22 protein-coding genes and 1 riboswitch are annotated in these 22,867 nt (G+C 50.9%); of the genes, 4 read left to right on the forward strand and 18 right to left on the reverse strand.

Annotation, left to right across the window (positions count from 1 at the left end):
• The 4 genes from ACY2VT_RS05500 to ACY2VT_RS05515 form a co-directional block, all read right to left on the reverse strand.
• Positions 1-2,323, reverse strand: a 2,323-nt coding sequence (locus tag ACY2VT_RS05500) for a phosphoribosylformylglycinamidine synthase (protein ID WP_461879182.1), incomplete at its 3' end; no start/stop codon positions are given.
• A 577-nt stretch (positions 2,324-2,900) separates the two neighbouring features.
• On the reverse strand, positions 2,901-3,572 hold the full coding sequence (locus tag ACY2VT_RS05505) for a phosphatase PAP2 family protein (RefSeq protein ID WP_461874520.1): 672 nt from the start codon (positions 3,570-3,572) through the stop codon (positions 2,901-2,903).
• An 85-nt stretch (positions 3,573-3,657) separates the two neighbouring features.
• On the reverse strand, positions 3,658-4,602 hold the full coding sequence (locus tag ACY2VT_RS05510) for a glycerophosphodiester phosphodiesterase family protein (RefSeq protein WP_461879183.1): 945 nt from the start codon (positions 4,600-4,602) through the stop codon (positions 3,658-3,660).
• Positions 4,599-5,546, reverse strand: coding sequence for a diacylglycerol/lipid kinase family protein (locus ACY2VT_RS05515; RefSeq protein WP_461879184.1), 948 nt, complete (start codon positions 5,544-5,546; stop codon positions 4,599-4,601). The genes ACY2VT_RS05510 and ACY2VT_RS05515 overlap by 4 nt, the downstream gene beginning before the upstream one ends.
• Positions 5,547-5,882: 336 nt before the next feature.
• Here ACY2VT_RS05515 and ACY2VT_RS05520 point away from each other — a divergent pair, with 336 nt between their 5' ends.
• Positions 5,883-7,445 carry a PucR family transcriptional regulator gene (locus ACY2VT_RS05520; RefSeq protein WP_461879185.1) on the forward strand — a complete coding sequence of 521 codons (1,563 nt, stop codon included), beginning with the start codon at positions 5,883-5,885 and terminating at the stop codon, positions 7,443-7,445.
• On the opposite strand, the gene ACY2VT_RS05525 is transcribed toward ACY2VT_RS05520, so the two are convergent.
• Together ACY2VT_RS05525 and ACY2VT_RS05530 are read right to left on the reverse strand one after the other, a co-directional pair.
• On the reverse strand, positions 7,381-7,902 hold the full coding sequence (locus ACY2VT_RS05525) for a phosphatase PAP2 family protein (protein WP_055268201.1): 522 nt from the start codon (positions 7,900-7,902) through the stop codon (positions 7,381-7,383). The two genes, ACY2VT_RS05520 and ACY2VT_RS05525, sit on opposite strands and share 65 nt — an antisense overlap.
• A 2-nt stretch (positions 7,903-7,904) precedes the next feature.
• Positions 7,905-8,561, reverse strand: coding sequence for an NAD(P)-dependent oxidoreductase (locus tag ACY2VT_RS05530; RefSeq protein WP_461874516.1), 657 nt, complete (start codon positions 8,559-8,561; stop codon positions 7,905-7,907).
• Between the two features lie 190 nt (positions 8,562-8,751).
• On the opposite strand from ACY2VT_RS05530, the gene ACY2VT_RS05535 reads away from it, so the two are divergent.
• Entirely contained in the window at positions 8,752-9,669 is a 918-nt protein-coding gene (locus tag ACY2VT_RS05535) for an N-acetylmuramoyl-L-alanine amidase (RefSeq protein ID WP_461877380.1), read from the forward strand.
• A gap of 67 nt (positions 9,670-9,736) precedes the next feature.
• Here ACY2VT_RS05535 and pcrA read toward each other — a convergent pair whose 3' ends face one another.
• Entirely contained in the window at positions 9,737-11,965 is a 2,229-nt protein-coding gene (gene pcrA / locus ACY2VT_RS05540) for a DNA helicase PcrA (RefSeq protein WP_461879186.1), read from the reverse strand.
• Between the two features lie 179 nt (positions 11,966-12,144).
• On the opposite strand from pcrA, the gene ACY2VT_RS05545 reads away from it, so the two are divergent.
• Positions 12,145-12,765: a DUF1836 domain-containing protein gene (locus tag ACY2VT_RS05545; protein WP_055228509.1), complete on the forward strand. Its 621-nt coding sequence runs from the start codon at positions 12,145-12,147 to the stop codon at positions 12,763-12,765.
• A gap of 58 nt (positions 12,766-12,823) precedes the next feature.
• Here ACY2VT_RS05545 and ACY2VT_RS05550 read toward each other — a convergent pair whose 3' ends face one another.
• From ACY2VT_RS05550 to ACY2VT_RS05570, 5 genes are all read right to left on the reverse strand, one after another.
• Entirely contained in the window at positions 12,824-13,123 is a 300-nt protein-coding gene (locus ACY2VT_RS05550; RefSeq protein WP_461874513.1) for a YerC/YecD family TrpR-related protein, read from the reverse strand.
• 96 nt (positions 13,124-13,219) lie between these two features.
• On the reverse strand, positions 13,220-14,107 hold the full coding sequence (locus tag ACY2VT_RS05555; RefSeq protein WP_461879187.1) for a helix-turn-helix domain-containing protein: 888 nt from the start codon (positions 14,105-14,107) through the stop codon (positions 13,220-13,222).
• Positions 14,108-14,128: 21 nt separating this feature from the next.
• Positions 14,129-15,598 (reverse strand): xylulokinase, encoded by a 1,470-nt coding sequence (gene xylB / locus ACY2VT_RS05560; protein ID WP_461879188.1) that lies wholly within the window; start codon positions 15,596-15,598, stop codon positions 14,129-14,131.
• Between the two features lie 124 nt (positions 15,599-15,722).
• Entirely contained in the window at positions 15,723-17,189 is a 1,467-nt protein-coding gene (locus ACY2VT_RS05565; RefSeq protein WP_055221457.1) for an L-fucose/L-arabinose isomerase family protein, read from the reverse strand.
• A 116-nt stretch (positions 17,190-17,305) separates the two neighbouring features.
• Positions 17,306-17,923, reverse strand: coding sequence for a DUF4867 family protein (locus tag ACY2VT_RS05570; RefSeq protein ID WP_461879189.1), 618 nt, complete (start codon positions 17,921-17,923; stop codon positions 17,306-17,308).
• A gap of 236 nt (positions 17,924-18,159) precedes the next feature.
• Positions 18,160-18,271, forward strand: a riboswitch (TPP riboswitch).
• 65 nt (positions 18,272-18,336) lie between these two features.
• Here ACY2VT_RS05570 and ACY2VT_RS05575 point away from each other — a divergent pair.
• Positions 18,337-19,005 carry an energy-coupled thiamine transporter ThiT gene (locus ACY2VT_RS05575; RefSeq protein WP_461879190.1) on the forward strand — a complete coding sequence of 223 codons (669 nt, stop codon included), beginning with the start codon at positions 18,337-18,339 and terminating at the stop codon, positions 19,003-19,005.
• Between the two features lie 71 nt (positions 19,006-19,076).
• On the opposite strand, the gene ACY2VT_RS05580 is transcribed toward ACY2VT_RS05575, so the two are convergent.
• Genes ACY2VT_RS05580 through spoIIIAC form a run of 6 tightly spaced genes read right to left on the reverse strand, consistent with a single transcriptional unit; the run spans position 19,077 to position 22,844 of the window.
• Positions 19,077-19,796, reverse strand: a complete 720-nt coding sequence (locus tag ACY2VT_RS05580; protein ID WP_461879191.1) for a SpoIIIAH-like family protein — start codon at positions 19,794-19,796, stop codon at positions 19,077-19,079.
• A gap of 13 nt (positions 19,797-19,809) precedes the next feature.
• Complete coding sequence (locus ACY2VT_RS05585; RefSeq protein WP_461879192.1) at positions 19,810-20,379, reverse strand: stage III sporulation protein AG; 570 nt, start codon at positions 20,377-20,379, stop codon at positions 19,810-19,812.
• Positions 20,380-20,383: 4 nt separating this feature from the next.
• Positions 20,384-20,938 (reverse strand): stage III sporulation protein AF, encoded by a 555-nt coding sequence (locus ACY2VT_RS05590; protein ID WP_461879193.1) that lies wholly within the window; start codon positions 20,936-20,938, stop codon positions 20,384-20,386.
• 33 nt (positions 20,939-20,971) lie between these two features.
• Entirely contained in the window at positions 20,972-22,258 is a 1,287-nt protein-coding gene (locus ACY2VT_RS05595; RefSeq protein ID WP_461879194.1) for a stage III sporulation protein AE, read from the reverse strand.
• On the reverse strand, positions 22,245-22,628 hold the full coding sequence (locus ACY2VT_RS05600) for a SpoIIIAC/SpoIIIAD family protein (RefSeq protein WP_461874507.1): 384 nt from the start codon (positions 22,626-22,628) through the stop codon (positions 22,245-22,247). The genes ACY2VT_RS05595 and ACY2VT_RS05600 overlap by 14 nt, the downstream gene beginning before the upstream one ends.
• Before the next feature lie 21 nt (positions 22,629-22,649).
• Positions 22,650-22,844 (reverse strand): stage III sporulation protein AC, encoded by a 195-nt coding sequence (gene spoIIIAC / locus ACY2VT_RS05605; protein WP_461874506.1) that lies wholly within the window; start codon positions 22,842-22,844, stop codon positions 22,650-22,652.
• Positions 22,845-22,867: the final 23 nt, after the last annotated feature.

The following is a 22,867-nucleotide window of genomic DNA, read 5'->3' on the forward strand; positions in this document are numbered from 1 at the left end:
TCTGTGCGTCGTATGCACCAAGAAGTGCTGCGAACGGCTGACTCCAGCGGTGCGGATCCTCGGTCATTCTGCGGAAATATTCCTGGAAGGTGAAGCGGACTTTGCTGTAATCGCCGCCGACTGCCACGATGCGGGACAGGGACTCGGTTACGGCATAGACTGCTCCGTGATACGGGCTCCAGCTCGATACGTATGGATCAAAGCCGTAGCTCATCATGGTAACGGTGTTGGTTTTTCCATCCGGAACCGGCACTTTTGCAACCATGGCCTGGGTTTCAGTCAGCTGATATTTTCCGCCGTACGGCATCAGCACGCTGGCTGCTCCGATGGAGGAGTCGAACATCTCAACAAGTCCCTTCTGGGAGCATGCGTTAAGATCGGACAGAGTGGACAGCCATTTTTCTTTGACATCGGCAATGTCACCGCTTCTCTTTAACGGAGTGTCCTCTGCTTTTGGAATCTCTACGAAGACATCATTCTCCTGATGTGCTCCGTTGGTGTCAAGGAATGCACGGGAGATATTAACAATCTCTTTTCCTCTCCAGGAGAGTACCAGACGCGGATCCTCGGTTACGACTGCAACTTCGGTTGCCTCCAGGTTCTCTTCTGCGGCATATTTCAGGAACTGCTCACGGTCTTTCGGGTCGATGACAACGGCCATACGCTCCTGGGACTCGGAGATAGCGATCTCGGTTCCGTCGAGGCCGGCATATTTTTTCGGTACTTTGTCCAGATTGATCTTAAGGCCCGGTGCCAGCTCGCCGATGGCAACGGAAACTCCGCCTGCACCGAAGTCGTTGCATTTTTTAATCAGAAGGCTGACTTCCTCGCGGCGGAACAGTCTCTGCAGTTTACGCTCAGTCGGTGCGTTTCCTTTCTGTACCTCTGCACCGCAGGTCTCGATGGATTCTGTCGTATGTACTTTGGAGGAACCGGTTGCACCGCCGCAGCCGTCTCTTCCGGTACGGCCGCCGAGCAGGATAATGATATCGCCCGGATCGGAATTTTCACGGACAACGGCACGGCGCGGTGCTGCTCCAAGGACAGCTCCGATCTCCATACGTTTTGCCACGTAGTCCGGATGGTAAACTTCTTTGACATAGCCGGTTGCAAGACCGATCTGGTTTCCGTAGGAGCTGTAGCCGTGTGCTGCTTCTCTTACGAGTTTTTTCTGCGGAAGTTTTCCTTCGAGTGTCTCGCTCTGCGGACGGGTCGGATCTGCGGCTCCGGTCACACGCATTGCCTGATATACGTAGGTTCTGCCGGAAAGCGGATCACGGATTGCACCGCCAAGGCAGGTTGCTGCACCACCGAACGGCTCGATCTCGGTCGGGTGGTTGTGGGTCTCGTTTTTGAAGTTGATCAGCCACTCTTCGTCTTTTCCGTCTACATCTACCGGTACGACGATGGAGCATGCGTTGATTTCATCAGACTCTTCCTGATCTGCGAGTTTTCCTTCGGATTTCAGTTTTTTCATTGCCAGAAGGGCAAGGTCCATAAGGCAGATGAATTTGTCGTCACGGCCTTTGTAGAGTACCTCGCGGTCGCTTAAGTAGCGGTCGTAGCTTTTTTTCATCGGCTCGTAGTAGTCGCCTTCGCCGAAGGTCACATTGGTGAGTTCGGTGGAGAAGGTGGTATGGCGGCAGTGATCGGACCAGTAGGTATCGAGTACGCGGATCTCGGTCATGGATGGATTGCGTTTTTCCTCGCCGCGGAAGTAGTTCTGGATATGCAGGAAGTCTTTGAAGGTCATGGCAAGGCCGAGGGAATCATACAGGGCTTTTAATTCTGCCTCCGGCATGTCGATGAATCCGTCGAAGATTTTGACATCTGCCGGCTCTTCAAATTTTGTCACGAGGGTTTCCGGTTTTTCAAGTCCTGTCTCTCTGGAGTCTACCGGATTGATGCAGTGTGCTTTGACTGCGTCAAACTGCTCATCAGTCATCTCTCCTTCGATAACATACGTAACGGCGGAGCGGATGATCGGCTGCTCGTCTTCTTTTAAGAACTGCACGCACTGTACGGCAGAATCGGCTCTCTGATCAAACTGTCCCGGAAGGAATTCTACGGAAAATACTCTCGCACCTTCTGCACGCGGGAAATCTTCCTGATAGCAGATATCAACCGGCGGCTCTGCAAAGACTACTTTACATGCTTTCTCATATGTCTCATCACTGATATTTTCTACATCGTACCGGATCAGCTCCCGTACGTTGGTTACGGTCTGGATGTTCAGATAGTGCTTGATTTCATGCTTCAGATCTTTCGCCTTAATCGCAAATTCCGGCTTTTTCTCCACATAAACGCGTCTGACTGTACTCATTTTTATCCTCCATTTGTCTGAATCATAGTCCCCAAAAAACGGGACAATCTTTCGTTACTTACAGAATAGCATATTTATCTTTATAAATGAAATTAATATATCTTATATGTTTTATAAGTTTTAGTTCTTAATAGACGGACGCATTCCACTTTTCCTGCACTACCATCCCACTCATCACCCATTCTCTCCCGTCCTATAGCAAGACTCGACAATAATGCAAAAAAGGCAGTGCTGCAGAGCGCGAATTGCAAGGAACAGATTTGAAGGTGTACCGGGGTACGACGAAAATCTGTGACGCAGTAATTCACGCTCTGCGGTGCTGAATTTTTTGCATTATTTTCGGGGATTGCTATAAACCGTCAGGCCCGCGCACTTTCTGGTGCTGGGGGATGCATTTGCAGGGGGATTTAGAAATACTTAGAGCCTTGAAATTTGCGTTGTTATAAAAAAGTCAACTGTCTGAGCGCAGCGAGTTTTGACTTTTTTATAACGTTTTTAGCAAATTCCAAGGCTCTTAGTATTTCTTATCCCCCGAAACAGCATCCCCAGCACCAGAAAGTGCGCGGGCCGTCCGTTTTTACATTCTATATTTCGCTTTCTTCTCCCGTGTCCGCAGTGCACTGCCAGCCTTCGCCGGTCTGTACAGCAGCATACAGGTTCCCGCATTCATAACAAGCGCACAGCACACATCCGATACGGAGTGCTGTTTTAAAAACATGGTCGAAAGCACAATCAGCACCGTCAGACCCAGGCAGACGTTTCGGAATACCGGGCGGTTTTTGAGCTGCTCGCTGTGTTCTACGGCAACAGCTACGGCTACGGAATTATATACGTGAATACTTGGGAATATGTTGGTCGGTGTGTCTGTCAGGTAAAGGCCTCTGACCAGATCCGTGAAAATGTTCTCCCGTGGGAATACCGTCGGGCGCAGGTTCTGGCCGTTCGGGTACAGATAGGAAATCACGAGGAACGCCGTCATTCCGATTCCCAGGTTGATAATCAGCTGATAATATTCTCTGCGGTTCTTGTTGCAGAGGCCGAAATAAAGGACTGACCATGCAATATATCCAAACCACATAAAATAAGGAATCACAAAAAACTCACAGAACGGAATCATATCATCAAACGGAGTATGAATCAGATGATAACCTTTCGTAATGTGCGTTTCCAGATATTGAAAACATTCCAGATAGAAAATACCATAAACCACTACCGGAAGAAAATGCTTATATTTTTTTATTGTCTTCATAGTTTCCCTCCACTTTTCTGACGAGGTTTTTCTCTTCAACCTGCTGAAATTATAGCACACCGAAAACCGAAGTCAATAAGCTTTATTATTTTTTAAGAAACAATTCATCGCTTTCTAACCTGTTCTTTTCTTTTTTTACAATAACCTTCTGCGCCTGCATTTTTCCGCTGCGGTGATGCCGTTTCGGTTTCTGAAAGCCGTCCTTGGGATGGAAATGTTCAAAGATCGCCGCGTCGAATTTTTTCCGTGTCCGATTATATACATGCTCATCTTTTACCGTCCATGCAAATGCCGGTGTCCGAAACAGCATACGGTCAATCAGGAAGCCCGGGCAGTCGGCGTAGCGGTGGTCGTAGGCGATAAAATCTGGTTTCCCGATAAAATTCAGCATCAGATGACGCGCCATTATCCGCAAGATCAGATGCACCTTATCATCCCTTGAAAAACGGCCGGAAAGCTGGCCGCGCAGCGTCTGCGGCATGTGGCGGCGGCACCAGCGGAGGGCCAGGCTGTTGAAGGATTCCATGCAGAACATGCCGGTGTGCCCGGTGTACCCCTCCATCTCCTTCTGAAATCCCGCACAGACCGCCGTGGAAAGTCCCGGCATCTTGATTTCGATTAAAAGCGGCACGCGGCCGTCTACCGTCTGCAGTACCTCACGAAGCAGCGGAATCTTTTCCGTGCTGTCGCCCAGATGGAACTGCTGGAGTTCCTCATACGTATAATCGCTGATTTTTCCCTCGTTTCCACACATCCGCTTCATCGTGTCGTCGTGGAACACCACAATCCGGCCATCCTTTGTGATCTGAATATCCAGCTCGATGGCATATCCCCGCTCCGCCGCGCGGGCAAAAGCCGGAAGAGAATTCTCCGGAACTCCCTCCGCCGCGTTCCACAGACCGCGGTGCGCATAATTCCATTCCGCAAATTTCAGACATTCCTGCCGTCTCGATGTAGCCGGCAGAATGGAAAAGAAATAACCTGCTGCCAGGACGGCAACCACTGCAAAAAATATGATCCAGAACATCATCTTTCCATCCCTTCTTTCACCCAGTCGCCCAAAAGGCGGAGACGCTCCGTTTCCAGTCCGATCCTTTCCTCCGTGCGGTGTCCGCCCGATTCTCCGTCCAGGTGGACCGGTTCCGCGCGGTCTGTCTGAAAGGAAAGGCTGCTGCACCGCTCCATATGTACCTCAGGAAATCCCGTGTGGCGTCCAAACAGTGCCATCGGCAGAAGATAGCTGACTTTCCATTTGGCAAGATTGGAAACCACCATCACGTCGAGCAGATCATCTGTCCCGTCCGCCTCCGGGCAGAAGCGGAAGCCGCCGCCCTCGTACGGAAAATTCATTGCCACTGCAAAAAGAACATTTTCAAACGAACGGTGTTCTCCGTTTTCCAGCGCTGCATCCAGTGTGAACGGTTCGAGATAAAAGAGCTGCCGCAGTGCAATCATCACATACGTAAGTTTTCCCAGATGCAGCCGGTTCAGCGTATTCTTGATTTTTGATGCCAGCGCCTCGTGGCAGATGCCTGCATCAAAACCGATGCCGGTGCTGACGAGAAATCTCCGCTTTTGGCTGCCAAGAAGCGCCGTTCCAATGTTGATCTCCTTTTCCTCCCCTTTCATCACAGCTTCCAGCGCCTGCAGCGGATCGGAGGGAATTCCGGCACCGCGCGCAAAATCGTTGCCGCTTCCCGTTGGAATATAACCGAACTTTACATCCGACAGGCTGGTGATTCCATCGACTGCCTCATTCGCCGTACCGTCTCCGCCGATCACCAGAAGGACATCATCGGGATTCCATACCCCTTTCGCAGTCAGCCGTGCTGCCGTCTCCCGTGCGCTTCCGTGATACTTTGTCGGATATACACGAAATTCCGTCCTGCGCCGCTCAAGCTCGCCTTCCATCACCGGCCACAGCTTCTCGCCGCGCCCCGACCGCGATTTTTTATTTACTATAATATGATACATCAAAGTCATACCTTCCTTTTTCTTCTGTAAAAACCACTTCAAATCACGCCTGAATCATGTTCTTACGCAGCGAAACAGCAAGTGTTTCACTGCTGAGTGAACAGTAACCAAATCAGCCATATTGTAGCAGTTTTCCCCGCAAACCACAACTATCTTCACAAAATCTTAACTTGTTGCCGCCGTAAAAATTCCCGCACCCCTGTCTTTTCTTTCTTGACAGACCTTTTTGTTCTGCTAAAATAAAAAGTACCGCGGTTTCGTCCGCAGAACGTCACTCATTTCTGAGGAGGTTTTTATGAATTTTTACGATATGACACGCGCAGGGAGGATGATACGATGAAGCTCTCCCCCGCATTTCTCGCTTATAAACTAAGCAGCGCTTTTTCGGTTCTTGCACCGGAAAACCTGCCGCTCTCCGGCACACTGGAGCTGCCTGTTCTTTATCAGACAGGCTCCGCAGCCACTGCGCACCGGGTCTTTCTCTGCACAGAAGAACAGATCGGCTCTCTTTCCTCCATCCCGGAAGAAAGCAGCTCCCTATTTCTTCTCTGTACCGAAGAACTGCCGGAGGAACTTCCGGCTCCGGTTTCGATCGCCGTTAAGAGCAGCGTATCCGCTGTTTTTTCGTTCCTGCAGGAGCTTTTCTGGACGTACGATTCCTGGCAGAAGGAGCTGATGCAGGCACGGCTCGACGGAAAATCGATCCAGCATCTTTTAAATCTCTCCTTGCCTGTTTTTGCTCACCCGCTGATGGTGGTCGGCATGGATTTTTCCATCATCGCCGCAGCGTCCGAAGAACCTTCCTTTTTTCCCGAGAAGGTGTTTGGCTCCCTCGATGCAACGCGCCCGCTTCTGCTCTCCTTGACAGAAAGCAGCGAATACGCGTCCGTCCGCGATCTCGATGGATGGTTCCGCTTTCCGGATCACGTAACGGGACTTGGTTCCCTCTGCGTCAACATCACGCAGCATGGTCAGAGCGCCTACCGCCTGCTGCTCCTCGACACGAAAAAGGATCTTTCTGATTCCGAAGGCTTTCTTCTTGAATTTCTTGCAGAAATGATCCATCACGCCTTCCTGCACAATGTGATGCAGAAAACCTCGCCGGCGCAGTCGCTTCACACCGTGCTGCTCCGTGCCCTCGACGACCGGATGGCCGACTATATTGCGGTCAGCCAGGCTCTCGATGCGCTCGGCTGGTATTCCCGCCACACCTACTGCTGCCTCTATCTGCAGCTCTCCGATATGGATCAGAAAAACCTGACGGCAAACTCGGTCTGCGCCTATCTGGAAAATATTCTGACCGGCTGCTCCGCGTTTCCGCACGGCGGCGGTATCGTTGCGTTCTTTAACCTCACGCTGTCCGATTTTTCCATGACCGATCTGATGGAACGCATGGTGCACTTTGTGGAGGACAGTTCCTTAAATGCCGGCTTTTCGCGCTGCATGAACGGCCACATGAATCTGCGCCGCCAGTATATCCAGTCAAAAATCGCTCTGCAGTTCGGTACGCGAAAATATCCCGACAAACGGATGCATCCGTTCAACGACATCTCGTTTGACTACATCCTCGATCAGGCAACAAAAAAGCTCCCAGGCTACATGCTGTGCCATGAGAGACTTCTCTTTCTGCAGGAGCACGACGACAGCGCCGGCAGTGACTATATGCGGACGCTCCGCTGCTATCTGGACAACCACTGCAATGTCGTCCAGACGGCGCGTGAGCTTTTTATCCACCGCAGTACCCTGCTCTACCGCCTGGAAAAGATCAAGGAAATTTTAGAATCCGATCTTTCCAGCCCGGATGAAATTCTGTATCTGATGCTTTCGTTCCGTTTTATCGACCTCGAGAACGAAGAAGAAAACCGTTCTGGATCTTCGCAGCCAGAAAAGCACAGATAAAACCAACCGCAATTCCCGCCAGGACATCGGTCGGGAAATGCACAAACAGATACAGTCTGGAAAATGCAATCAGGCAGGCCAGAATCAGTGCGGCAGCTCCTTCTTTTTTGTGCATCACAAAAATAGAGACTGCCGCCGCAAACGAGGCTGCCGAATGGCCCGATGGGAAGGAATAGTCCTTCGGAGCGGCAACCAGCAGCTTTACCTGCTCGTCAATCCAGCAAGGACGCGGGCGCGCTGCCAGCGGCTTTAACACCAGATTACATAAAATCAAATCTAAAATCAGCGCGATCGCCATTCTTACACCGCATTTCCGGTATTTCGGAAGGATTAAGAAAACGGCGGTCAGCGCAATCCAGATCCATCCCGCATTTCCAAGTGAAGTAATTCCCACCATCACCCGATCGAGCACTGCATTGTGAAGATGCTGCAGTGCATATAAAATTGAAAAATCCATTCTTACCCCTCTCTGTAGAAAATGGGCATTTTTCTGCTGTACATCTGCTGATCGGCGGCCGCCTCGTACAGAAATTCCGCCAGAGCCTCTCTCGAGTATCCAGGCCGGAACTGGCTGCCGTCCAGCGAAATACTGCAGTTCTGCCCTACCTTTTTCACTTTCCCGTCTCTTCCCGGACACGTCCGCACCAGTGTCCAGTTCAGATCGCTCCGTGCCAGAACCTGTCCCATCTTCTGCATATCTTTATAGACACCTGGCCAGAAAATCTGCATGAATTTCGTACTCATTCTCTGGTATTTGTCCTCGCAGTCTCCAAACGCATGAATGCAGACATGGCCTACCGTCACAAACCGCGTTTTTCCAAGCTGCTTCATGGCCGAGAGAATCATCGCGTTTCCGTCAGCCAGCGGTGTCTCCTCTTCTTTTACATATTTCACACGCATCGGAGCCAGCACGCTGATGACTGCATCCGCTTCCAGCAGTGCCTCCAGCACGCGTTCCCGGTTCTGAAGGCTTCCCTCAATCACGGTCAGATTTTTTCTCGGCCAGATCGCTTTTGCATCCGGCACGTAGGCGGTCACCTGTGCGCCGTGAAGAAGCGCCGTGTTGGTCACATACTGTCCAAGCAGTCCCCCCAGACTGAATATTGTAATTCTCATGAAATCCTCACTCTCATCTGTGTGTCTTTTGTATCCTCCGCAGATTTTTTGACACACTTTCCTAATGTTATCTCCTATTCTAACACACCGGCCGTATACGATACAATGAAATAAAACTAAAAAAAGTATAACCTTTTTCGTCCTTTCTTCATATCGTAAGTAGAACCGTATTTTCAGGAGCTTTGATCTTATGCCCTATACTATCGTAATCGATGCCGGACACGGGGGAAGTGATCCGGGCGCTGTCTATGAGGGACGCAGGGAAAAGGATGACAATCTTTCCCTCGCCATGGCGGTCGGCGAGCTTCTTTCCCGGCAGGGTGTCTCTGTCATTTATACCCGCACAACCGATGTTTATCAGACGCCGTTTGAAAAGGCGCAGATGGCCAATCAGGCGGATGCCGACTTTTTTATTTCTTTTCACCGGAATTCTTCGGAGGAACCGAACCAGTATACCGGCGTGGAAACGCTTGTCTATGACAACTCCGGCATCAAACAGACAATGGCAGAAAACATTAACGGCGCGCTCTCGGAGCTGGGATTCCGGAATCTCGGAGTCAAGGCACGGCCAGGGCTTGTTGTTCTGCGGCGGACGAAAATGCCGGCTCTTCTGATTGAAACCGGCTTTCTGAACAATGAGCAGGACAATACGCTCTACGATGAAAAGCAGGAAGAAATCGCCCGCGCCATCGCGGATGCAGTGCTTGGAACGCTGGATCTCGAGACGGTCACGGAGGCTGACCGGCGCGCTGCGGAAACGGAAGCCGCCCGTGAAAACCGCTCCGACCGCCCGGACGATATACCGGACCCGACAGCCCGACGGGAGCCTCCGCGTCCTGCCGCTCCGCCCCGTCCCACGCCGCCGGAACAGGAAAATCCTTCCGACACACCGGAAACCTTCTACCGTGTCCAGACCGGCCTTTTCCGCATCCGCCAGAATGCCGACCGTATGCTTTACGACCTTCTCGACCAGGGCTATCCCGCTTTTCTTCTCGCCGAGGACGGCTTTTTCAAGGTCCAGGTCGGCGCTTACCGCCAGCTCGGAAATGCCATTCTGATGGAACGCCGCCTGCGCCGCGACGGCTATTCCACCCTGATTACCACCTGAGCGTCTGACGCATCATTCGAAAAAAGAGCGTGCCGGAATTTTGTTTTCCGACACGCTCTCGTTCTCCTTATAACTTTTTCAGTTTTGCAAACGAAGCAAACATTTTCTTCGTACCAGCCTGGTCGAAGTTGACGGTAACTTCATAATCTCTTCCGCCGTCCACGATATCCGTGACAATGCCGACACCGAACTTGATATGGCGCACCGTATCCCCGATTTCGTAATCGAGTTTCGTCGCCTTCTGCGCGCTGAAGGTTTTCGCCTGTTGCGGCTTCTCGCGGAATGCCTGCTTCATCGCCGCATAGACACTGCCTCTCGTCGGAATGTCCATCTTCGGCTTCCGGTCTTCGATCTCCCCGCGCTCCCGCTCCAGGGAAATCAGCTCCCGCGGAATCTCTTTGACAAAACGGGACATCTTGTTGTACTGCACTTCGCCGCGGATCATTCTCTGGCGCGCACACGTCAATGTCAGATGCTGCATCGCACGCGTGATGCCCACGTAGCAGAGACGGCGCTCCTCCTCCAGCTCCGACGGATCATCTCCGGTGATCGTCATGTAGCTCGGGAAAATACCATCCTCCATGCCGGCAAGGAATACATTCGGGAACTCCAGTCCTTTTGCGGAATGCAGTGTCATCAGCAGCACGTAATCGCTCTCCTCATCCACCGAGTCGATATCAGACACCAGCGCAATCTCCTGCAGAAAACCACCGAGAGATGGCTGTTCGGCGCTCTCCTCATAATCCGCAATCTTTGAAATCAGCTCGTCGATGTTCTCGATGCGGGCTGCCGCTTCTTCGGTTCCCTCCGCCTGCAGATCTGCTACATAGCCGGTCTCCTCGATGATTTCATTCAGCAGCTCTTTGACCGACAGATAATCTGCTTTCGCGCGGAGTACCTGTAAAAAGGAAGTGAAGGATTTAATCTTATTTAAAGACCGCATCAGCCCCGGCACATACTCGGCCTCGAGAAGCGCATCGTAGAAACGGATGCCCTGCTCTGCCTCCCAGTCCTGCACTTTGTTGATCGTCGCCGCTCCGATACCGCGCCGCGGAACGTTGATGATACGCAGTACCGCAAGGTCATCCTCCGGGTTCTCGATCACACGCAGATACGCCAGCAGATCCTTGATCTCGCGTCTCGCATAGAAGTTGACACCGCCCACGATTTTATATGGAACATTTGCAAGCAGCAGTTTCTCCTCAAAAAGACGGGACTGTGCGTTGGTACGGTAGAGAATTGCATAATCACGGTACTTCTTTCCCTCCGTGCGGACGCCGCGCGTGATTTCTCCTGCCACGTACTCCGCCTCCTCAAAACCGCTCTGGAACTGCCGCAGATCGATGAGATCTCCCTCCGGGTTCTCTGTCCACAGGCGTTTTGCTTTTCGTCCCTGGTTATTCGCAATCACTTCATTTGCCGCATTCAGAATATTCTGCGTGGAACGGTAATTCTGCTCCAGTTTAATGACCTTCGCATCCGGGAATACATGCTCAAAACTCAGAATATTTTCAATATTCGCCCCGCGGAATTTATAGATCGACTGGTCATCATCGCCGACAACGCAGAGATTGCGGTATTTTGCCGCCAGAAGGCTCACAAAGCGGAACTGAACCGTGTTGGTATCCTGATACTCATCGACCATGATATAGCGGAACTGCTCCTGATAATAGTCGAGCACTTCCGGGAACTGCTGGAATAATTTTACGGTCTGTACCAGCAGATCATCGAAGTCCATCGCATTGTTTTTCTTTAACTCTGCCTGATACTCCGCATAAACTGCCGCATACTTCTGCAGCTTCCAGTCGATTCCCGCGTCAATCCGGTACTGGTCCGGCTCGATCATCTCATCCTTTGCGGACGAAATTGCCGCCATGATCGCACGGTCGCGGTACAGTTTCGGATCCATCTGGAGCCGTTTCATGATGTCCTTGATCAGCGATTTCTGGTCATCGGTATCGTAAATTGCAAAATTGTTGGCGTATCCCAGACGGTCAGCATGGCGGCGCAGAATCCGCACGCAGCTGGAATGGAAGGTGCTGACCCAGATCCGCTCCGATCCGTATCCCACGATTTTATCGACACGCTCACGCATTTCTCCGGCGGCCTTGTTCGTAAAGGTGATCGCCATAATATTCCACGGATTGACGCCTTTGTCCCGGATCAGGGAGGCGATGCGGTGCGTCAGTACCCTCGTCTTTCCCGAACCGGCACCTGCAAGGATCAGAAGCGGCCCTTCGGTGTGCTCCACAGCTTCCATCTGCATCGGGTTTAATCCTGTTTCTGTCTGATTCATGTTCTTTCTCCTTCATCTGCTTCGAATCTTTTCACATGCATCTCAGTATATAACAAATCCGCCCCGGTTACAAGTAAGAACGAACATACGTTGCATTTTTATCATGAAAACTTTTTTTCGCAAAGTCCTTGCTATCTGGTATTGAAAACTATATAATGGGAACAGTGAGGTGATAACAAATGACGATAGACTCAGATAAAATTCTTCATGATTTACTGAATTCACTGGATTCTCTCGAAGGCATCCGCCCGGGGGAAATCCCGAATATTGCTTTATATATGGACCAGGTCACGACCTTTATGGACGCACAGCTCGCTTCTTCGCGCCGCTTCGAGTCCGATAAGGTTCTGACAAAAACAATGATCAACAACTATGCAAAAAACAAGCTGCTCCCGCCGCCGGTCAAAAAGAAATATTCGCCGGAGCACATGATGCTTCTGGTTTTTATTTACTACTTTAAAAACATCCTCTCGATCACGGATATCCAGACACTGCTCGCCCCGATCACCGATCGGTATTTCGGCACGGAGAGCGGCTTTTCCATCAAAGATATCTACGACGAAATTTTCCAGATGGAAAAAGAAGAAATTGCATCCGTAAAAGAAGATCTTCTGAAAAAAGCGGATGTATCCAAGTCCATGTTCGGCAGCTCACCGGAGGAAGACCGGGAATTTCTCCAGCTCTTTTCGTTTATCTGTCTGCTGAGTTTCGATGTCTATCTGAAAAAACAGATGATCGAGCACATGGTGGATGAACTGGCGTCCCTCGCGGCGCCTTCTGATCCGAAAAAGAAAAATTAAGAACAAACGTGTAATTAAAAAAAGACGGCTGCGTTGGAATCGCACCGTCTTTTTTTAATTACACATTTTCTTTCTTTTCCATCCGTTCAAACACCATCTCATATCCGTCGTTTCCATAGCTTAAGGAACGGTTCACGCGGCTGATCGTCGCCGTGGATGCTCCCGTCTTTTCGGAGATTTCCAGATACGTTCTCTTCTCCCGCAGCATTTTCGCCACTTCAAACCGCTGCGACAGCGAAAGCAGTTCATTGATGGTACATACATCCTCAAAAAAAGTATAGCATTCTTCCTTATTCTTCAGACACAGAATTGCCTCAAAAAGCTGGTCTACTGCTTCTGTATGAAGTTTCTTGTTCATTTCAAACCCTCCTGTACGAAAATTAAGTCCCCATCTCATTCTTATAACTCGGAATACTACCATTTTAGCACAGTAAAGTGTGAAATACAAGTCCTTTTATCCCTGCATCAGCAAAGCCTGTACTATCGACTCCCGCTGTCTGCGGTAATCGCTCGGCGAACATGCCTTTACCGTCTTGAAGGTACGGTTGAAGGCACTTAAAGAAGAGAATCCGGAATTCATCGCCACATCCGTGATACTCATCTTTTTGTCGTACAGAAGCTCCTCTGCGCGTTTGACGCGTTTAGAATTGAGGTACTCATAGAATGTCATGTTCATGTACTGCTTGAAAATTCTGGTAAAGTGGAACTTGGAAAATCCGCTGACCGCAGCTACTTCCTCGAGAGAAAGATTCTCCATGTAATGGACATTGATATAACGGCAGGCGCTTAAAACAGCCTCGATATATTCCTGCTGCTTCATTGCCCCGAACGTATTCTGCGCGTTGGCATCCGAAAAGCCCTTGCGGCCAAACTCTGAAAAAAGCTCTTTGAGACCGGTGCAGATTCTGTGCGTCATCACTGCGCCCTCATTATCGTATTCCCGCACCAGTTCCAGAATCTGGCTGCGCAGAAACAGATAAAAGGGATCTTCCTCATCCTCTTTTTTGAAGTAGATGGCCGGAAGCCGCAGGAAAATCGTTTCCATTTCTTCCTGATTCTCCACACAGCCCGGTTCCACCAGCATGACAATCCGTTCTCCCTGGGATACGAATCTCATTCCGTGTACAACGCCGGAATTGATCATGATGATGTCGCCCTCTTTGAGATTATAGCTGTCTTTTCCGACAACAACCTCATATTCGCCTCTGGTCGGCATGATAATTTCAATTGCGGTATGCCAGTGCTCCGGATAGCCTTCTGTCACGGTGTTGTGAAAGATTTCAAACGCCGGCGGGTTTGCTGCATTCCGGTCAAATGTTTTCCCATGTTCCACTTTCTTCATCTTATTTCTTACCTCTTTTTATTACAGCAGCTCTGTAAACAGATCTTTTACGGTCGGATAAATCTTTGCAAATTTCTGATACTGGCGCTCATATTTCTCAACCAGTTCCGGTTCCGGCTCGATGGTCTCTGTCACACGAACAATTTTTTCTGCCGCCTCTTCTACGGATGAAAAGACACCGCAGGCAACGGCTGCCAGCATGGCTCCGCCAAGTGCCGGGCCTTCCTCTGACTCAATACGGTCCACTTTGATGTTCAGCACGTTTGCGATCATGCGTCTCCACAGAGGGCTCTTTGCACCGCCTCCGCAGATTTTCGTTCTCTCGATCTGGATGCCGAGGGATTTTGCTACTTCAAAGGAATCGCGGATTGCAAAGGCAACGCCCTCGAGAACAGCCTGGGTCATATCCTCTCTTGTGGTATCCATGGTCAGGCCGATGAAGGTTCCTCTTGCATCCGGGTTGTTGTGTGGGGAACGCTCGCCCATCAGATACGGCAGGAAGAAGACATTATTCTCGCCAAGCTTTGTGATGTTCTCCTGCTCTTTTGTATATTCTTTTGTGCGGATGATTTCATCCATCCACCATTTGTTGCAGGAAGCTGCACTCAGCATGCATCCCATCAGGTGATAGTGGCCGTCTGCGTGTGCGAATGCGTGCAGGGCATTGTGGCTGTCTACGCCGAATTTGTTGCTGGAAATGAATACGGTTCCGCTTGTACCAAGGGAAACGTTGCACATGCCGTCGCCTACGGTTCCGGTTCCGACTGCGGCTGCTGCGTTGTCTCCGGCTCCTGCTATAACTTTACAGGTCTCCGGCAGTCCAAGTTCTGCTGCCACTTCCGGTTTTAAGGTTCCGACAGCGTCAAAGCTCTCATGGAGCTCCGGCAGCATCTCCAGGGAAATACCGCAGATTTCTGCCATCTCTTTGGACCAGCATTTGTTCTTGACATCCATCAGAAGCATGCCCGATGCATCGGAGTAGTCGCTTACGAATGCGCCGGAGAGACGGTATGCCAGGTAATCTTTTGGAAGCATGATTTTGCAGATTTTTGCGAAGTTATCCGGCTCATTTTCTTTCACCCAGAGAATCTTCGGTGCGGTAAAGCCTGCAAATGCAATGTTTGCGGTGTACTCGGAGAGTTTTTCTTTTCCGATTACGGTGTTCAGATAATCGGTCTGTTTTGCGGTACGGCCGTCGTTCCAGAGGATCGCCGGGCGGATGACGTTATCGTTCTCATCCAGGATGACAAGGCCATGCATCTGGCCGCCGAAGCTGATGCCGGCTACCTGGGATTTGTCTACGTCTTTTACCAGCTCGCGGATTCCCTCTTTGCTCTGCTCCCACCAGTCTTCCGGTTTCTGCTCAGACCAGCCTGGATGCGGGAAATACAGCGGATACTCTCTCGATACAATATTTACAATTTTGCCTTCCTCGTCCATCAGAAGCAGTTTGACAGCGGAAGTACCAAGGTCAACACCAATAAAATACATGTCGAATCTCCTTTTTCTACTCTTTTTCAAAAAGGGCGGCAGCAGACCTAGATCTCTGCTCCGCCCTTTTGCTTATGCGTTACTGCATATCTTTCTTATTTTTCAGTGAATCTTCCGGAACGGATCAGCCCCATGGATTCTCTGTCGGGTAACGAACACCCTTCGGCTGGTTGTAGCCGATCTCATCTACTTCAACACCGAGCATTTTGAATACTTCGAATAACGGTTTTCCGAAGTGTCCGAATGCTACTGCGCCGTGATGCGGATAGTTTTTCTCTACCAGTACGTGACGGTAGAATCTGCCCATCTCCGGAATAGCGAAGATACCGATGCTTCCGAAGGAACGTGTTGCTACAGGAAGAACCTCGCCCTCTGCGATGTATCCGCGCAGTTTTGCGTCAGATGTACTCTGCAGACGATAGAAGGTGATGTCTCCAGGAACGATATCTCCCTCGAGGGTACCCTGTGTTACTTCTTCCGGAAGGGTTCTTGCCATGATCATCTGATATTTCATGGAGCAGAATGCAAGCTTGGTGGAAGCGGTATTTCCGCAATGGAATCCCATGAAGGTATCTTTTAAGGTGTAATCAAATTTTCCTTTGATTTCGCTCTCATACATATCCTTCGGAACGGTGTTGTTGATGTCGAGGAGTGTTACGGTGTCTTTGGATACAACGGTTCCGATGAACTCGGACAGTGTTCCGTAGATATCTACCTCACAGGATACCGGGATGCCCATCTTGGTCAGACGGCTGTTGACATAGCAAGGAACGAATCCGAACTGTGTCTGGAATGCCGGCCAGCATTTTCCGGTCAGGGTTACGTATTTTCTGGAGCCTTTGTGTGCTTCGATCCAGTCTAACAGGGTGATCTCGTACTGAGCCAGTTTCGGCAGGATTTCCGGTTTCAGGTTTCCTTCGCCGAGCTCTTTTGCCATATCTTCTACGACTGCCGGGATTCTCTCGTCGCCTGCGTGTTTGTTGAATGCTTCAAACAGGTCAAGCTCGGAGTTCTCTTCGATTTCTACGCCGAGGTTGTACAGCTGTTTGATCGGTGCGTTACATGCCAGGAAGTTGGTCGGACGCGGTCCGAAGCTGATGATTTTCAGGTTCTTAACAGCTACAACTGCAGTTGCAACCGGTACGAAATCTTTGATCATGGCTGCTACGTCTTCTGCATCGCCAACCGGGTACTCCGGAATGTATGCGTGCAGGTTGCGCAGTTTCAGGTTGTAGCTTGCGTTCAGAACGCCGCAGTATGCATCGCCGCGTCCGCCTACAAGGTCGTCGCCGGTCTCTTCTGCTGCTGCTACTACCATGCAAGGTCCGTCGAAGTATTTTACAAGCAGGGTTTCCTCGGTCTCCGGTCCGAAGTTTCCAAGGTATACAACAAGTGCATCACACTCTGCTTTTTTCAGGTCTTCGAGTGCGTTCATCATGTCGATTTCATTCTCGACGATGATTGGACATTCGTAGATTTCTCCGTCGTATGCTTTTACGACTGCTTTTCTTCTGTTCTCGGAAAGGCTGTTCGGGAAGCAGTCACGGCTTACTGCAACGATACCTAATTTGATTTCCGGTGTATTGTTGATCATTTTTGAAGATCCTCCTTTTTGGGTTTTCTTGGTTTTTGGTTTTTGGTTTCTTTTTATGTTCAGAACTGCTCTTTTAAAGGCAGTGTTTCTGATTTCTGGTTTTGTCTCCGGGTTTATTTTACCGAGAGGTTTTCTCCTTTGATGCCTGCTACGCTTCCGGCGATGTTTGCATCCGGGTGGCTTAAGAGCCATTTGTTTCTGGCGAAGAGCAGGTCGTCTTCCGGTGTGTTTTTTTCTTCCAGGGTGATGTCGGTATTGGTTCCTTTTGGAAGGACTACGACGCATTTGAAGCCGCTGGCTGCCACGTTGCATGGTGCGTAGTGGAGGGTGGTTGCGTAGACTTCAATGGTGGTTCCGGCCGGGATTAAGAAGGCCTCCATTTTGGATGAGTCGTAGGTGTGGTCTTCGGTGATGTCCTGTTCTTTTCCGAGGATCAGGATCAGGTCGGTTACGGCGATGTTGATTTCGCTGTCGCGGTGGTATTCTACGGCGTTCAGCAGGTGGTTGTGGCCGTTGCAGTAGCCGATCTGGATCGGCATGCCGCCGTAGAGGCTGTCGGATACGGACTGGGCGCTTTTGCAGGCTTCGAGGCTTTCAATGGAAGGCTCGTAGACTACGTCGTCGGGACATGGGGTCTCGGACATGGCGGTGATGATGTCGCTGGCGTCGAGGTCTTTGATGACTTTGCCGTACTGACGGAATGCTTCGTCTGTTACTTTCAGAATCTGCATTGTGTTGGTGCTCCTTTCACGCAATTAGTTTAATGATTGAACTAATTGTAATATAGCACTTATGGGGGATTGTGTCAACATGTATTTCGTGAAAAAACGGACGGGCGGGGGCGGCGGCTGCGAAAGGACTCCTTGCGCAGACGCCGCCCCCGCCCTGACGTTCTAAGACGTAAAAATAGGAAACGTATGGGTTGACAAAAGTAGGGGAGGTGGTTATACTTTACTACGTTAAAATATTAAGACGCTAGGGGAGCTTTTTGGCTGAGAACGTGAGAAAAGAATTTAACTCACGGACCCTCACTACCTGAACGGGATAATTCCTGCGTAGGGAAGCTGGAACGTGGTTTCGGATGTGATTCGGGACTGTGTTTTTATGTGAGCCCCTCCAAGCGGAATGCGAAGGAGGTTTTTTTATGAGTTTTTTTGTTACTGCTGACGGCGGGCTGACGACGGCCGGTTATGTTGGATGTGTGGTGCTGATGGTGGCGCTGGTGGTGATTGCTTCGGTTCTCTCTTCTAAGAAGAGCAAAGGAAAGCCGATGGATGCCAGAAAGCTGGCTTTCTGTGCAATGGGTATTGCGCTGGCGTTTGTGACTTCGTATGTGAAGGTGTTTGAGCTGCCGTACGGCGGATCGGTTACGTTGTTTTCGATGCTGTTTATTGTGCTGATCGCGAACTGGTATGGGGCGAAGACGGGTATTCTTGTTGGTTTTGCTTATGGTCTGCTGCAGTTTATCCAGGGACCGTATGTGCTTTCTCTGTTCCAGGTGTGCTGTGATTATGTGTTTGCGTTTGCGGCGCTGGGTGTGGCCGGATTCTTTGGAAAGAAGAAAAACGGGCTGCTGATCGGGTATATTGTGGCTGTGCTGGCGAGGGGATTTTTCCATACGTTAGGCGGGTATCTGTACTGGATGGATTATATGCCGGAGAATTTCCCGCAGTCTTTGAAGGCGCTGTATCCGATTATTTACAACTACAGCTATCTGCTGGCTGAAGGTGTGCTGACGGTGATTCTGATCTCGCTGCCGCCGGTGAAGAAAGCACTGCAGACGGTTGCAAGAACGGCACATGGTGCAAATTAAATAGAATTACGTGAAAAAATCCGGGAACGCATGATTTTGCGTTTCCGGATTTTTTACGTGGATACCAAAATTTACTGAGCACTCTCCTCTGCAGCTGTGTCGGCGGCGGAGCTCATGGGGGTGATGACGATGTTTTCTACGCCGATTCCGGTTTTGCGGGTTACGATGTCTTCGATCTGGGCACGCTGTTCCTCGCTTACTTCTTTCATCGGGACGACGATGTCGGCGGTTTCGCCGGTCAGGTTCACGACGACATCAGAAAAGCCTTTGGCTTCGAGGAGGAGTTCAGTTGCCGACTCTTTTTCTACGAGTTCCGTCATTTCCACCATGCTCTGGACGGCGCTCTGGCGCTCGGTTTCGGAAAGGTTGGTGTTGTTGATGATTTCGTTTAAGGTGTCTTTATTCTGGGAACGGATCTGTTCCCGGTCGATTCTGGCCTGGGCCATGTATGTAGATGCCCCGGCAAGGACGGCCTCTCCCGGCGTTTCTGTGATGGTCCGCGAGGAATCGCCAGCGGCTCCGGCGTCTACTTCATCAGTGATGTCGGTGTCAAGACTGGAGATGTCTTTTAATACGGTGCTTGTGTCCGCAGTGGTTCCGTCTGCCGTTTCTTTTGTGGACAGGGTGCTGTCCGCATAGTTGATGTATCCGGCGACGGCGATCATGATCGCAAGAGCGGTGATGATGACCTGGTTTTTCCGGAATTTTTTCTTTTTCCCGGCCGTCTTTTTCGGCGATGGTGTCTCTGCCATTTTCTCAGGTGCATTCATTTCCTGTTCTAATTTTTCCACGCATTTGACTCCTTTACTTCATTTTGACTACTTTAATCTTATTTGCGCCCACCTGAAATAATGCCATCACGGCCTCCTGAATCTCCTGTACTGTCACCGGGTTTCCCCCGCCTTCTGCGATGACGAGCACGCCGCGCACAGCCGGGTATTCCTCCGAAACCACATACGGCGTCTCGGTTCCGTTCTGTGTCTTTTCATAGACGGTTGCCTCATCCTGCGAGGAGGATGTGACGCTTCCCGTCTCCTCTCCCTTCTGGTTTTCTTCTGTTGTGTTCCGCGTCGGGACATCTTTTTCCACAATCTTTTTTCCCGTGGATTCCAGTGTCACCACAACATGCACCGCGCCTACACCGTCCATCTGGGAAAGTGCGTCACAAAGGCGCTGTTCCATCTCCTCCTGCACCGATAATCCCGCATCTCCCGCCGGACGCGCAGCCGTCTCCTGCGGCTGTTCTGTCTCCTCACCGGTCTTTTTTGTTCCCGTCGGCAGCAGCAAGACAACACCGATTGCCGCCAGCAGGAAGTACAGCATCCACTGCTCCTTTTTCTGTTTCCGGAAAAACGCTGCTGCCTTTTCCCTCATAGGCCTATTCCGAAATCTCTACCATAATATGCGCCGGATCGGTTCCGTAGACCTCGCTTAAAACACTTTTGATCTCTGTCAGCTTTTCATCGAGCAGTTCCCGCTGTTTTTTCTGTTCTTCGCGGTAAATGCTAGTCTGCCGCATCGGCGCTTCGATGCGGATCTCCTTCGCCTCCCCGGTGTTCCCCGGCTCCAACGTCACCGAAACGGCTGCCCCCGGAATACCGCTCTCCGACAGATACATCCTTATCTGGCGCTCTGTCTCTTTTTCCCAGGCACCCACGTAATACTGTTTTTCAAAACTTTCTGCACGAATCTGTACATTTTCCATTGCTGCTGCCTCCTCTTCCAGCGTCAGACGGTCGAGTGTCTGCGCCATTTTCTGCTCCAGTCCTCCCGCCTTTAATACGGGCTGGAAAAAAATCAGTACCATCACAATTCCAAGAAAAAACTGAACCGGCTTCTTGTCCTCCTTCTCCGGGATCAGATTCAGCACGGTTGTCATAAAAATCAAAAATATCGAAATATTCTTAAGCCACTGCAGAATCTCTTCTACCATGCCGCCTCCCGCCGCTGCCTGCCCAACTACACGCTAGGAAAATGTTCCCGCCAGGATTGCAATCGTCAGCAGAAACAGGACTTCTACGGTCAGAAGGAGACGCAGAAGCATCGCATATCCTTTTCCTGCTGCCGCAAGACATCCCGCGATCCGCTTGTCCGAGACAGGCTGTGCCGCTGCGGCGAGAAGGCGAAAGGAAAGGCCCGAGACGAGAAGCTGGACGGCGGGGACCATGCCTGCCGCCAGCAGTACCAGCATTGCCGTCACGCCAAAGCAGTTACGGATCAGCACCGCGGAGCCTGCCACCAGTTCGGTCACGGCATTCACGGCATTTCCGATGCCTGGAATCATTCCTGCCGTCCGCCAGAGTGCCATCTGCCGCAGCGAGTCGAGCGCCGGTGCGATCAGATTTCGGATCATCTGCATTCCCACAAGCACGCCGAGCGACGATTTTAAAAGGCCGTTCACGCAGGTTTCCAGCAGCTCTGTCATATGGGACAAAATCTCCTCACCGGAAAGATCGTTCACAAGGGCGATGAGCAGATAGATGTGGATCATCGGGAGGACAAGGGCGAGCAGAAGCTTTTCGACAGCCAGAATCACGAGAAGGAGCATCTGATAAAACATCACGGCTGTTGATGCACCCCCGGCGGCCGCGGCCGCCAGATAGTAGGACGGGGTCATAATCCGCATAAAGGCGACCAGCGATGTGATGACGGCTTTCAGGTTTTCGCCGCTCGACTGGAAATTCTTCAAAATCAATGCGAGTGCAAGCAGATAGACCATGTAAAAGCTGGCATCTCTGACCTGTTTTCCTTCAAAAAGAGAAGAAAAGCTGCCGAGCACCGCACCGGCCAGGACGAGGAGAAACAGCTCCTTCATCAGGCCTTTCTGCGCAAGGAATGCTGTTTTGGCACAGGAGAGAACGGCATTTCCGGCACGGAAGGTGCGGAAGGGATCACCATCCTGCAAAAGAGAGCGCACCGTACCGGCAAAGGAAAATTGCTGGCTGGACAGCAGACTGTCCACTTCCTGCTGGATTGCATCGAAATCAAGTTCCGCAAGAAGCTCGTCCTGCGCTGCTGTTACCTGATCCGTTTCGGTATCCCCCGCTTCTTTCTCCTGCTGTTCTTTCTTTTCTCTGACCGCCGCACGCTCCGTTTCCTGATCTGTTCCTACGGTGTCCAAACGCGCTTCTTCTTCCAGGCTCTCCGGCGCATTCTGTACCGCTGCCTCGATTTTCTGAGTTCTTCCCGTTCCGAAAACGAGACACAGAAAAAGCAGTGCCATGCCCCATCCGGCTTTTTTACAGAAAATCATGAACCGTTTCCAGCAGCGCGAGCAGCACCGGCATGCTGACGGCAAGGACCGACAGGCGGGCGAACAGTTCAATCTGTCCTGCAATGGAAGAATAGCCCGCATCCTTGCAGATCCCGGCGGAAAACTGGCCTACATACGTGATGCCGAGCATTTTCAGCAACGTGTTCAGATACGACGAGTCCACCGGGAGATACGATTTCATTTGTGCGAGCATGCCGAGCAGATACTGCATTTTTCCGACGGTTCCGGCAAGAATGCAGAGTCCTGCACCGACCGTCACAAGAAGGGCAAATTCCGGCTTTGCTCCCTTTACCGTAATCCCAAGCAGCACGCCCGCCGTTCCAAGCGCAGCGATCCGAAGCATATCCATACGATCCCCTCTCCCCTGCCCTTAAATCGTAAACAATTTTTTGATGTCCTCAAACAGCGCAGAAATATAGGGAAGAATCCAGAACAGCACCAGCACAAGACCGGCAAGGCTTGCAAGAAATGCCTGTTCTTCCCGGCCGCTGTGTTTTAATACCTGGCACAGGACCGATACCAGAATCCCGACTGCCCCGATTTTAAATAGAATCCCGACCTCCACGCCTGCTCCTCCGTTTTCAGACA

It is taken from the genome of Fusicatenibacter sp. (assembly GCF_050872605.1).
Taxonomy (GTDB): Bacteria; Bacillota; Clostridia; order Lachnospirales; family Lachnospiraceae; genus Fusicatenibacter.